This window comes from Streptomyces chryseus (genome assembly GCF_014650755.1).
Classification (GTDB): Bacteria; Actinomycetota; Actinomycetes; order Streptomycetales; family Streptomycetaceae; genus Streptomyces; species Streptomyces chryseus.
Map to the genome: position 1 here is coordinate 25,550 of NZ_BMVO01000022.1, position 11,490 is coordinate 37,039.

Consider the following 11,490-nt stretch of genomic DNA (forward strand, 5'->3'; position numbering starts at 1 on the left):
TTGTGACGTAGCGTTCGCATGGTGATCGATTCGCCTGTGTCGCTATCGGTGCCGGAAGCCCCGGCGGCCCTGCCCGTGCGGCCGCGGACCGGCCGGTTCCTGGTGCTCGGCGTGGTCTTCGTCTGCGCCGCGTGCGGACTCGTGTACGAGCTGGAACTGGTCGCCCTCGCCTCGTACTTGATCGGCGACTCGGTCACCCAGGCGTCCGTCGTGCTGTCGGTGATGGTGTTCGCGATGGGCATCGGGTCGCTGCTCGCCAAACGCCTGCGGTGCCGCGCCGCCGTCGGCTTCGGCCTGCTGGAGGCGGCGCTGGCGCTGGTCGGCGGCGGCTCGGCGCTGGTGCTCTACGCGACGTTCGCGTGGGGCGGCGGCGCGCGGTACGCGCTGGTCGGCTTCTCGCTCACGATCGGCGTGCTCATCGGCGCCGAGATCCCCCTGCTGATGACGTTGATCCAGCGGATGTCCCTGCGCGGGGAGCGCCGGGACACCAGCGGCGACGTGGCGGACCTCTTCGCCGCCGACTACGTCGGGGCGCTGGTCGGCGGGCTCGCCTTCCCGTTCCTCCTGCTGCCGCTGCTGGGGCATTTGACGGGGTCGCTCGTCACCGGCGCGGTCAACGCGGTGGCCGGCGGGGCGCTGGTCCTGTGGCTCTTCCGGCGCGAGCTGACGCGCCGCGAGCGCCGGCTGCTGATCGTGGTGAACGCGGTGGTGCTGGCGCTGCTCACCACCGCTACCGCCCTGGTCGGCGACTTCGAACGGGCGGCGCGGCGGGCGGTGTACGGGGAGGGCGTGCGGGTCGCCGTACAGACGGACCTCCAGGAGATCGTGGTCACCGGTGCGCCCGGCGGGCCGCTCGACCTGTTCCTCGACGGGCGGCTGCGGGTGAGCGGCCGCGACGAGCACCGCTACCACGAGGCGCTGGTGCATCCCGCGATGCGCGGACGCCACACGCGGGTGGTGATCCTCGGCGGCGGCGACGGACTCGCGGCGCGCGAGGTGCTCCGCTATCCGGGGGTGGAATCGGTCACCGTGGTCGAGCTGGACTCGGCCGTGGTCGAGCTGGCCCGTACGGATCCGGTCCTGTCCGCGCTGAACGGCGGCGCGCACCGCGATCCCCGGCTGCGGGTCGACACCGCCGACGCGTTCACCTGGCTGCGGGAGCAGGGGCGGCTGCGGCGGCCGTACGACGTGGTGATCTCGGACCTGCCCGACCCCGGCATCACCCCGAGCACGAAGCTGTACTCGCAGGAGTTCTACGGGCTGGCGTCGCGCGTCCTCGCGGACGGCGGGCGCCTGGTCGTCCACGCGGGGCCGCTGGCGACGCGGCCGAGGGCCTACTGGACGGTCGAGGCGACGCTGCGGGCGGCGGGGCTGCGGACGCGTCCGTACCGTGCGACGGGCCGCCTCTCCGGGTTCACGGCGGGCCCCGACCGGGCGTCGGACGCGGTCGGGCCGCCCGGCGACTGGGGCTTCGTCCTGGCGGCGCGGGGCGCGCGCCCCGGTCTCGGCCTGGCCGCCGACGTGCCCCGGCTGCGGTCGCTCTCGCCGGCGGTGCTGCGCACGGGGGAACGGTCGGCCCAGGGTGCGCGGGTGCCGGGCGTGCGGCCCTCGACGCTGGTGCATCCGCGTTACACCCACTGAGCCCCCGGGCCACGGCGTGCCCCGATTCCGCGCAGAGAGGGGTGCGGGGCCGGTGTGCGTGAGTAGGCTCGGTTCCCATGGAGCATGAGGTGTTCGTTCCGGTTCCGGCAGAGGCCCTCCGACAGGCGCTGGAGGACCCCGCCCGGGTGGCGCGCTGCGTCCCCGGGCTCCAGCAGGACGCCGACGAGGAGTCCGGTCCGCTCGCGGGGCGGCTGAAGGTCCGCATCGACGGGCACACGATCACGTACCGGGGCGCCCTGAGCGTCACCAGGCAGCCGGACGGCGCCTTCGCCGTCGAGGGCGAGGGCACCGAGGCGCGCGGTTCGGGCACGGTCGAGATGGCGCTGACGGTGCGCCTGGCGGAGGCCGACGGCGGTACGACGGTGACGTTCGCGGGGACCGCGAGCGGCGAGGGCCGCATCGCGGAGCTCGACGCGCAGGCGACAGAGTCCGCGTGCCACCGGCTGCTGGAGCGTTTCGCCACCCGGCTGGCGGACGCGGCGGCGGAGGGCGGCGCGCCCGAACCCGAGGCCGAAAGCCCCGACGCCGACACGGCGGGTGCGGCGCGGCAGTCGGTCTTCGACGCGGAGGTGCCGCCGCCGTCGCTGGACCCGATGGCCGAGGTGCCGGACATCCCCGACGACCTGGCCGACGTGCCCGAGGTGCCCTCGCCGACGGAACCGCCGGCCGAGGCGGCCCACGCGCGGCGCACGATGATCGGACGCAGCGCCGAGGAGGTCGATCACGCGCCGCCGCGCGGCCGTTACGCCCCCGTTCCGGCTCCGCAGTCGACGTCGACGACTGACACGCTGCGCTGGATCGCCCCGGCGGCGGCGCTCGCGCTGGCGTCGGCGGTGGTGGTGGGCCGGGTACTGCGCCGGCGGCGCTGAGGCCCGGGGGTACAACGCCCGTTGCGCGTGCCCCGGCGGGCGGCGGACCCGTAGGGTCGGGTTGTGAGCACCCAACAGACGCGTCTGGCGGCGGGCGACGCCGAGCTGACCATCGACCAGGGCAACGGCTGCCGCATCTCCGGCCTGAGCATCGGCGGCACCGAACTGCTGCGCCAGGGGGAGCGGTACGGCTGCTTCCCGATGGTGCCGTGGTGCGGCCGGCTGAACCACGGCAGGTTCCTCAACGGCGCGACCATGCACCAGTTGCCGCTCAACTCCCCGCCGCACGCCATCCACGGCACGGGCCGCGACGCCGCCTGGCGCACCGCGCGGGCCGAGAAGAGCGAGGCCGCGTTCACCTACGACCTGGCCGACCCGTGGCCGTACGACGGCAGGGTCACCCAGGCGTTCGGGCTGTCCGAGGACTCGCTGGTCCTGACGATGGGGATCGAGACGTACGGCGACTCCTTCCCGGCCCAGGCCGGCTGGCACCCCTGGTTCCTGCGCAACCTCGGCGGCGAGGACGTCGAGATCGACTTCGCCCCCGCCTGGCAGGAGGAGCGGGGCGACGACCACCTGCCCACCGGGCAGCGCGTCCCTCCCCGCCCGGGCCCCTGGGACGACTGCTTCGGGATGCCGGACGGCGTGGACGTCACGCTCACCTGGCCGGGGCAGCTGGAGCTGAGGGTGACCAGCCGCGCCGAGTGGGTCGTCGTGTACGACGAGCAGGCCGAAGCGGTGTGCGTGGAGCCGCAGTCGGGGCCGCCCAACGGGCTCAACACGCTGCCCCGGTTCGTGACACCCATCGAGCCGCTGGAGATCGAGACCATCTGGACCTGGCGGCGGCTTTAAGCTCATGGCATGACTGACGTACGTGGTGAGCTGCTCCAGCAGATCAAGGACAAGGCCGTGGTGCACGGCAAGGTGACCCTGTCTTCGGGGATCGAGGCCGACTGGTACATCGACCTGCGCCGGATCACGCTGGACGGCGAGGCCGCGCCGATGGTCGGCCAGGTGATGCTCGACGCCACCTCCGAGCTGGACTACGACTGCGTGGGCGGCCTCACGTTGGGCGCCGACCCGGTGGCCACCTCGATGCTGCACGCCTCCGCCGCGCGCGGGCAGCGGCTCGACGCCTTCGTCGTCCGCAAGGCGGGCAAGGCGCATGGTATGCAGCGCCGCATCGAGGGCACCGACGTCAAGGGCCGCCGCTGCCTGGTCGTCGAGGACGTCTCCACCACCGGCGGCTCGCCGCTGACCGCCGTCGAGGCCGTCCGTGAGGCGGGTGGCGAGGTCGTCGGCGTCGCCGTGATCGTGGAGCGGGGCGCGGCTCCGAAGATCGCGGAGGCCGGGCTGACGTACATCAACGCCTACTCGCTGGAGGAGCTCGGCCTCGCCTAGGACGCGCGGTCACCCGGCCTGACCTGTGCCTTTCGTCGAGGGCGGTCTGTTTCACGTGAAACAGACCGCCCTTCGCGCAGGTACGGGCCGTGCGCCCTGTGGAGTCGCGGCGAGAGTCTGGAAAGATAGGGGCGACGATGACGTCGCCCCCAGGTCAGGGCCCAGCACCACACACCCGCACGTCATAAGGAGCGGACAGATGCCCATCGCAACCCCCGAGGTCTACAACGAGATGCTCGACCGGGCGAAGGCAGGCAAGTTCGCCTACCCGGCCATCAACGTGACCTCGACCCAGACCTTGCACGCGGCGCTGCGCGGTTTCGCGGAGGCCGAGAGCGACGGCATCATCCAGATCTCCACCGGCGGTGCCGAGTTCCTCGGCGGCCAGTACGCCAAGGACATGGTGTCCGGCGCGGTCGCCCTGGCCGAGTTCGCCCACATCGTCGCCGAGAAGTACCCGGTGACCGTCGCGCTGCACACGGACCACTGCCCCAAGGACAAGCTGGAGACGTACGTACGTCCGCTGATCGACGTGTCCGCCGAGCGCGTCGCCAAGGGCCAGAACCCGCTCTTCCAGTCCCACATGTGGGACGGCTCCGCCGAGACCCTCGCCGACAACCTGGCCATCGCCCAGGAACTGCTCGAGAAGGCCGCCGCCGCGAAGATCATCCTTGAGGTCGAGATCACTCCGACCGGCGGCGAGGAGGACGGCGTCTCGCACGAGATCAACGACGAGCTCTACACGACCGTCGACGACGCGCTGCGCACCGCCGAGGCCCTCGGCCTGGGCGAGAAGGGCCGCTACCTGCTGGCCGCCTCGTTCGGCAACGTGCACGGTGTCTACAAGCCGGGCAACGTCGTGCTCCGCCCCGAGCTGCTCAAGGACCTCCAGGCGGGCGTCGCCGAGAAGTACGGCAAGGCGTCACCGTTCGACTTCGTCTTCCACGGCGGCTCGGGCTCCACGGCCGAGGAGATCGCCACCGCGCTGGAGAACGGCGTCGTGAAGATGAACCTCGACACCGACACCCAGTACGCCTTCACCCGCCCGATCGCGGACCACATGTTCCGCAACTACGACGGCGTCCTGAAGGTCGACGGCGAGGTCGGCTCGAAGAAGACGTACGACCCCCGCACCTGGGGCAAGCTGGCCGAGGCGTCGATGGCCCAGCGCGTCACCGAGGCGTGCGCGAACCTGCGCTCGACGGGCACCAGGATCAAGTAGCCACACCGCACGCGCCACGCGCCACGCGAACGGGCCCGGCACCGGATCCTCCTCCGGTGCCGGGCCCTTCGCGTGGTGCGTCCGGCTCAACGCTCCGCCGCGCGGGCGGGCCCGCGCGGAAGCTCTCGACTAGCCCGCCGGGGCGCGAGCCGGGAGGATGCCCGCATGGACCTTCGGCTGTCCTCCGCCCGGGGCCGGTGGGTGGTGCTCACCACCGTGCTCGGATCCTCCATGGCGATGCTGGACTCCACCGTCGTCAACGTCGCCCTGCCCCGCATCGGGGAGGACCTGGACGCCGACCTCGCCGCCCTCCAGTGGACCGTCAACGCCTACATGCTCACGCTCGCCGGGCTGATCCTGCTCGGCGGCGCGCTCGGTGACCGGTTCGGGCGGCGGAAGGTCTTCGTGGTCGGCGTGGTGTGGTTCGCGGTCGCCTCGCTGCTGTGCGGGATCGCGCCCGACGCCGGGATCCTGATTGCCGCACGGGCTCTCCAGGGCGTCGGCGGAGCCCTCCTGACACCCGGATCCCTCGCGCTCATCCAGGCGTCCTTCCACCCGGACGACCGGGCCAGGGCGGTCGGGGTGTGGTCCGGGTTCGGCGGCGTCGGCGCGGCCGTCGGGCCCTTCCTGGGCGGCTGGCTGGTGGACGGCCCGGGCTGGCGCTGGGTGTTCCTGCTGAACGTGCCGCTGGCCGCGCTCTGTGTCCCGGTCGCCCTCAAGCACGTACCGGAGTCCAGGGACCCGCAGGCGCACGGCCGTTTCGACGTGTTCGGCGCGGGGCTCGCGGCGTTGTCCCTGGCGCTCGTGACGTACGCGCTGATCGCGGCGCCGGAGCGGGGCCCTTCGGCAGTGGTGATCGGCTCCGCGGTCGTCGGGGTCGTGCTCGGGGCGCTCTTCCTGGCCGTCGAGAAGCGGCGGTCCGACCCGATGATGCCCCTGACCCTCTTCGCTTCCCGGCAGTTCACGGCGATCAACGTCGTGACGCTGTGCGTGTACGCCGCGTTCAGCGGCTTCTTCTTCCTCACCGCCCTCCAGTTGCAGGTCGTGGCGGGTTACTCCGCCCTCCAGGCCGGTACGGCGCTGCTGCCCACCACCGTGCTGATGCTCTTCCTGTCCGCGAAGTCCGGCGAACTGGCCCAGCGCATCGGCCCGCGCGTCCCGCTCACCGTCGGGCCCCTGCTGTGCGCCGGCGGAACGCTGCTGATGCTGCGGGTGGGGGAGGGAGCGTCGTACGTCGCCGACGTGCTGCCCGCGATGATGGTGATGGGCGCCGGCATGGTCACGCTGGTCGCGCCGCTGACGGCGACGGTCCTGGCTTCCGTGGACACCGGGAAGGCGGGGCTGGCCAGCGGCATCAACAACGCGGCGGCGCGCGCGGCGGGCCTGGTCGCGGTGGCGGCGCTGCCCCTGCTGGCGGGCATGGGCCCGGAGGCGTACCGGTCGGCGGCCGAGTTCGGGGCGACGTTCCGGCGGGCCATGCCGATGTGCGCCGGGGTGCTGGTGCTGGGTGCGGCGATCGCCTGGGCGACGGTACGGACGCCGGGACGCGAGTGCGGGGCTCCCGAGTGCAAGGTCCACTGCGGGGTGACCTCGCCGCCGCTGGAGCGGACGAGCGACTAGGGCGACCCGCTCCCGCCGCGTCCGGTTGGTGGGGTCCCGGCCGCCGGAGAGGGCAGACTGGGGCTCATGGCCATTCACAAAGACCTGCTCGGGGGACCGCCCCCGACCCACCTGCCCGACGACCCGGAGCCGCGCGAGCTGCTCGGAAGCGGTTCCGCGCCGACCGACGTCGCCGCGAAGTACCCCGCGTCCTCCCTCGCCTGGGCCCAGCTCGCCGACGAGGCGTACGAGAACGGCCGGGTGATCGAGTCGTACGCCTATGCCCGCACCGGCTACCACCGCGGCCTGGACGCCCTGCGCCGCGCCGGCTGGAAGGGCCACGGCCCCGTGCCGTGGGAGCACGAGCCGAACCGCGGCTTCCTGCGCGCGCTGCACGCGCTCGCCCGCGCCGCGCAGTCGATCGGTGAGCAGGAGGAGTACGAGCGCTGCTCGACGTTCCTGCGGGACTCGTCCCCGGCGGCGGCCGACACCCTCGGCTGAGACCGCGCAGGTCACACGCAGTGGAGGCCCGTGCCACCGGCACGGGCCTCCCGCGTTCCGCGACGACCTCTTATGATGCCGGGAAGGGACCGGGGCTCCATGACCACAAGGAAGGGGCGGACCGCTACCTGCAAGCACGTGTCGAGGAGACAGCGATGTCGCAACACCCCGATGCCCCCGGTGCAGGTTCGGACACCCCGAACCTCGACTTCGCGGGCACCACTCCCTACGAGGACTACGTCCAGGCGGACGTCCTCACCCACCTCCAGCACACCCTCTCCGACGATCCCGGAGAGATGGTCTTCCTGGTGACGACCCAGGTCATGGAGCTGTGGTTCACCGTCATCGTCCATGAGTGGGAAACCGCGGCGAAGGCGCTCGGTGAGGACGACCTGCCGGTCGCGACGGACGCGCTCAAGCGCTCCCTGCGCGAGCTGGAGGCACTGAACGCCTCCTGGCGGCCGCTCGCCCACCTCACCCCGGCCCAGTTCAACTCGTACCGCAGTGCCCTCGGCGAGGGCTCCGGTTTCCAGTCCGCGATGTACCGGCGGATGGAGTTCCTGCTCGGCGACAAGTCCGCCTCGATGCTCGTCCCGCACCGCGGCGCCCCGCGGGTGTACGCCGAGCTGGAGAAGGCGCTGCACGAGCCGAGCCTGTACGACGAGACGCTGCGGCTGCTCGCCCGGCGCGGCCTGCCGGTCCCCGCCTCCGTGCTGAACCGCGACCTGTCGCAGAAATACGAGCCGTCGGCCGAGGTCGAGGCCGTCTGGACCGAGCTCTACCAGGGCGACCAGAACGCCGAGCTGGTGCGCCTGGGCGAGCTGTTGACCGACGTCGGCGAGCTGGTGTGGCGCTGGCGCAACGACCACCTGGTCGCGACCCGGCGCGCCATGGGCTCCAAGGTCGGCACCGGCGGCTCCGCCGGCGTGGCCTGGCTGGAGAAGCGCGCCACCAAGAACGTCTTCCCCGAGCTGTGGACGGCGCGCAGCCATGTCTGAGGCCCTGAACGATCTCCAGCGACACGCCGCGGCGCTCGACTCCGCCGACGCGTTCGCCAAGCACCGCGACCTGTTCGCGCTGGACGACGCCGACACGGTGTACCTGGACGGCAACTCGCTCGGCGCCCTGCCCCGCCACGTGCCGGATCGCATAGCCGATGTCGTCACCCGCCAGTGGGGCGAACTGCGCATCCGCTCCTGGGACGAGAGCGGCTGGTGGACCGCGCCGGAGCGGATCGGCGACCGGATCGCGCCGCTCGTCGGCGCCGCCGCCGGCCAGGTCGTGGTGGGCGACTCGACCAGCGTCAACGTGTTCAAGGCGGTCGTGGGCGCGGCCCGGCTGTCGCCGGAGTCCCGGGACGAGATCCTCGTCGATGCCTCGACCTTCCCGACGGACGGTTACATCGCCGAGTCCGCCGCCCGGATGACCGGCCGCCGGGTCGTCCCCGTCGCCCCCGGCGACCTGCGCGCCGCCCTCGGCCCGCGTACCGCCGTGGCCCTCGTCAACCACGTCGACTACCGCACCGGTCGTCGGCACGACCTGCCCGGACTCACCGCGGCCGCCCACGAGGCGGGCGCGCTGGCCGTCTGGGACCTGTGCCACAGCGCGGGCGCGCTGCCGGTCGGGCTCGACGCCCACGACGTCGACTTCGCCGTCGGCTGTACGTACAAGTACCTGAACGGCGGGCCCGGTTCGCCCGCCTATCTGTACGTCGCCGAGCGCCACCAGGCCGCCTTCGACTCCCCGCTGCCCGGCTGGAACTCGCACAGCGACCCCTTCGGCATGACCCCGGGCTACGCCCCGGCGGACGGCGCGGCCCGGGGCAGGGTCGGCACCCCCGACATCCTGTCGATGCTGGCGCTGGAGGCCGCGCTCGACGTGTGGGACGGGGTGGGGGTCGAAGACGTACGCGAGAAGTCACTCGCTCTGACGGACTTCTTCCTGGAATGTGTGGACACGTACGTCCCCGCGGGGCGGGTCACCTCGGTGACCCCGGCCGCACACGAGGAGCGCGGCAGCCAGGTCTCGCTGCGCTGCGAGGACGGGGCCGACGCGGGCGCCGTCATGCGCGAGCTGATCGCACGCGGTGTGGTGGGCGACTTCCGCCGCCCCGACGTGCTGCGCTTCGGCTTCACCCCGCTGTACGTCGGCTTCTGCGACGCGGAGCGGGCGGCGCGCGTCCTGGGCGAGGTTCTGGCGGGGAGCTGAGCGCGACCCGTACGGGAGCCGGGCCCAAGCCCGCCGGGCCCGGTGCCGCAGTGCGGCGCCGGACCTGGCGGAGCCGCAGGCCCGGGGGCTGGTAGCGTCCCGACCGCTAGATCAATTGGCTGTACGCACCGAAGGGTTGGTCCCCGCATGCCGGACCCCTCAGCCGAACGGGACGCTGTCGAGGCGGAGTCGGCCTTCTCTCACCCGGCCGTCGCCCCCGATGCCACCGCGGCGTACGGCGAACACCCCGACCAGGTCGTCGACTTCTTCGCGCCGCGCGACGGCCGGGACCGGGCCCCGCTGGTCGTCGTGCTGCACGGCGGCGCCTGGCGGGCCCCGTACGACCGGCAGCACATCTCGCCCTTCGCGGACTTCCTGGCCCGCCGGGGCTTCGCCGTCGCCAGCGTCGAGTACCGCCGGGGCGGCGAACTGCCCCGGCAGCGCGGCACCGAGCCGGTCGCGGGCCGCTGGCCGGAGACGTTCGACGACGTGGCGGCGGCGATGGACCTGCTTCCCGGCCTCGCGCGGGAGGCCCTGCCCGGCGCCGACACGCGGCGGATCGTCGTCACCGGCCACTCGGCCGGCGGCCACCTCGCGCTGTGGGCGGCCGCCCGGCACGTACTGACACCCGACTCGCCGTGGCACCTTCCGGCGGCGCCCGCGCTGCGCGGCGTCGTCGCGCTGGCCCCGATCGCCGACTTCACGGCGGCCGAGGAGCTGGGGGTGTGCGGGGGCGCGACCGCCCAGCTGCTCGGCGGCAAGGAGCACTTCGACGAGCGCAGGCCGTACGCCGACCCGGCCGCGCTGCTGCCGACCGGCATCGCCACCGTCCTGGTGCAGGGCCGCACCGACATCGTCGTACCCCGGGCGGTCGCGGAGTCGTACACCGAAGCGGCGGCCAAGGCGGGCGAGCCGGTCTGGCTGACCCTGCTGGTGGACGTCGGCCACTTCCCTCTGATCGACCCGGCGGCGGACGCCTGCGCGGTGGTCGCGGAGGAGATCGAACAGCTCGCGTACTGAGCGTTCCCGCGAGCGCGTCCGCACGGACGAGAAGCATGAGATCGCGGACAGAGACTGTCCGCAAGGGCTCCTACGGTGAGGGAAAAGCCGAGCGAAGGAGCCCGCACATGACCATTCTCGTGACCGGAGCGACAGGGACCGTGGGCCGTCAGGTGGTCGCCGAGCTGGTCCGCAGGGGCGAGCGGGTGCGGGCGCTGACCCGCGACCCGGCGAAGGCGGACTTCCCGGACGGCGTCGAGACGGTACGCGCGGACCTCACCGACCCGACGACGCTGATCCCCGCCCTCGAAGGGGTCACGGGCCTGCACCTGATCACCTTCGGCGGGGTGTACTTCGCCCCGCTGACCACCGGCCCCGAGATCGTCGCGCTGGCGTCGAAGGCGGGCGTGCGGCGGGTCACGGTCCTGGGCGGCGGCGGCCCGAGCGGCGTCCAGGACGCGGTGGAGGCCGGTGACATGGACTGGACGCTGGTGATGCCGGTCGAGTTCATGGCGAACGCGCTGGAGTGGGCGGACGGCATCCGTACGCGGGACAGCGTCGCGGAGCCCTTCGTCGACCGGCTGAGCGCCATGGTCCACGAGGCCGACATCGGCGCGGTCGCCGCGGTCGCGCTGACCGAGGACGGGCACGCGGGGCGCACGTACACGCTCACCGGCCCCGAGACGCTCACCGTCCGCGACAAGGTGCGGGCCCTGACGGCGGCGCGCGGCCGCGAGATCGCCCTGACCGAGCTGACCCCGGCGCAGGCGGTCGAGCGGTGGCAGGGCGCGGGGATGGACCAGGAGACCGTCGACTTCCTGCTGGACGTGTACGGGAACACCCCGGAGATCGGCCGGACCGTGGTGGACACGGTGGAGCGGGCCACCGGGCGCCCGGCGCGCACCTTCGCCGAGTGGGCGGCGGAGCACGCCGACGCGTTCCGGCCGCAGGGCTGACCAGGGGCGGGGCGTAGTACCTGGGACGGACGCGGGAGGATCCGCACCGCGGCTGACGACCGCGGCCGTCCCC

11 protein-coding genes are annotated in these 11,490 nt (G+C 73.2%); all 11 read left to right on the forward strand.

Annotated elements, in window-relative coordinates; genetic code table 11:
* The first annotated feature begins 18 nt into the window (after positions 1 to 18).
* The 11 genes from IE185_RS25740 to IE185_RS25790 all read left to right on the forward strand — a co-directional run bounded on the left by IE185_RS25740 (position 19) and on the right by IE185_RS25790 (position 11,417).
* Positions 19 to 1,641 carry a polyamine aminopropyltransferase gene (locus tag IE185_RS25740; protein WP_138898499.1) on the forward strand — a complete coding sequence of 541 codons (1,623 nt, stop codon included), beginning with the start codon at positions 19 to 21 and terminating at the stop codon, positions 1,639 to 1,641.
* Between the two features lie 77 nt (positions 1,642 to 1,718).
* Entirely contained in the window at positions 1,719 to 2,531 is an 813-nt protein-coding gene (locus tag IE185_RS25745) for an SRPBCC domain-containing protein (protein ID WP_138898500.1), read from the forward strand.
* Between the two features lie 63 nt (positions 2,532 to 2,594).
* Positions 2,595 to 3,383, forward strand: a complete 789-nt coding sequence (locus tag IE185_RS25750) for an aldose epimerase family protein (RefSeq protein ID WP_189716088.1) — start codon at positions 2,595 to 2,597, stop codon at positions 3,381 to 3,383.
* Between the two features lie 9 nt (positions 3,384 to 3,392).
* Positions 3,393 to 3,932, forward strand: a complete 540-nt coding sequence (gene pyrE / locus IE185_RS25755) for an orotate phosphoribosyltransferase (RefSeq protein ID WP_138895261.1) — start codon at positions 3,393 to 3,395, stop codon at positions 3,930 to 3,932.
* 199 nt (positions 3,933 to 4,131) lie between these two features.
* Complete coding sequence (gene fbaA / locus IE185_RS25760; RefSeq protein ID WP_138895262.1) at positions 4,132 to 5,154, forward strand: class II fructose-bisphosphate aldolase; 1,023 nt, start codon at positions 4,132 to 4,134, stop codon at positions 5,152 to 5,154.
* Positions 5,155 to 5,319: 165 nt separating this feature from the next.
* Positions 5,320 to 6,774, forward strand: coding sequence for an MFS transporter (locus tag IE185_RS25765; protein ID WP_138895263.1), 1,455 nt, complete (start codon positions 5,320 to 5,322; stop codon positions 6,772 to 6,774).
* 66 nt (positions 6,775 to 6,840) lie between these two features.
* A complete protein-coding gene (locus IE185_RS25770; RefSeq protein WP_138895264.1) occupies positions 6,841 to 7,254 on the forward strand; it encodes a DUF3151 domain-containing protein in 414 nt (137 codons plus the stop codon).
* A gap of 155 nt (positions 7,255 to 7,409) precedes the next feature.
* Positions 7,410 to 8,252: a tryptophan 2,3-dioxygenase family protein gene (locus tag IE185_RS25775; protein WP_138895265.1), complete on the forward strand. Its 843-nt coding sequence runs from the start codon at positions 7,410 to 7,412 to the stop codon at positions 8,250 to 8,252.
* Entirely contained in the window at positions 8,245 to 9,462 is a 1,218-nt protein-coding gene (kynU, locus tag IE185_RS25780) for a kynureninase (RefSeq protein WP_189716090.1), read from the forward strand. The genes IE185_RS25775 and kynU overlap by 8 nt, the downstream gene beginning before the upstream one ends.
* A gap of 147 nt (positions 9,463 to 9,609) precedes the next feature.
* Positions 9,610 to 10,482: an alpha/beta hydrolase gene (locus tag IE185_RS25785; RefSeq protein WP_138895266.1), complete on the forward strand. Its 873-nt coding sequence runs from the start codon at positions 9,610 to 9,612 to the stop codon at positions 10,480 to 10,482.
* A 107-nt stretch (positions 10,483 to 10,589) separates the two neighbouring features.
* Entirely contained in the window at positions 10,590 to 11,417 is an 828-nt protein-coding gene (locus IE185_RS25790) for an NAD(P)H-binding protein (protein WP_138895267.1), read from the forward strand.
* Positions 11,418 to 11,490: the final 73 nt, after the last annotated feature.

Excerpts from the sequence above, each read along its gene's own strand:
- IE185_RS25740 (WP_138898499.1), top strand. The coding sequence starts at position 19 with ATGGTGATCGATTCGCCTGTGTCGCTATCGGTGCCGGAAGCCCCGGCG.
- IE185_RS25745 (WP_138898500.1), top strand. The coding sequence starts at position 1,719 with ATGGAGCATGAGGTGTTCGTTCCGGTTCCGGCAGAGGCCCTCCGACAG.
- pyrE (WP_138895261.1), top strand. The coding sequence starts at position 3,393 with ATGACTGACGTACGTGGTGAGCTGCTCCAGCAGATCAAGGACAAGGCC.
- fbaA (WP_138895262.1), top strand. The coding sequence starts at position 4,132 with ATGCCCATCGCAACCCCCGAGGTCTACAACGAGATGCTCGACCGGGCG.
- IE185_RS25765 (WP_138895263.1), top strand. The coding sequence starts at position 5,320 with ATGGACCTTCGGCTGTCCTCCGCCCGGGGCCGGTGGGTGGTGCTCACC.
- IE185_RS25770 (WP_138895264.1), top strand. The coding sequence starts at position 6,841 with ATGGCCATTCACAAAGACCTGCTCGGGGGACCGCCCCCGACCCACCTG.
- IE185_RS25775 (WP_138895265.1), top strand. The coding sequence starts at position 7,410 with ATGTCGCAACACCCCGATGCCCCCGGTGCAGGTTCGGACACCCCGAAC.
- kynU (WP_189716090.1), top strand. The coding sequence starts at position 8,245 with ATGTCTGAGGCCCTGAACGATCTCCAGCGACACGCCGCGGCGCTCGAC.
- IE185_RS25785 (WP_138895266.1), top strand. The coding sequence starts at position 9,610 with ATGCCGGACCCCTCAGCCGAACGGGACGCTGTCGAGGCGGAGTCGGCC.
- IE185_RS25790 (WP_138895267.1), top strand. The coding sequence starts at position 10,590 with ATGACCATTCTCGTGACCGGAGCGACAGGGACCGTGGGCCGTCAGGTG.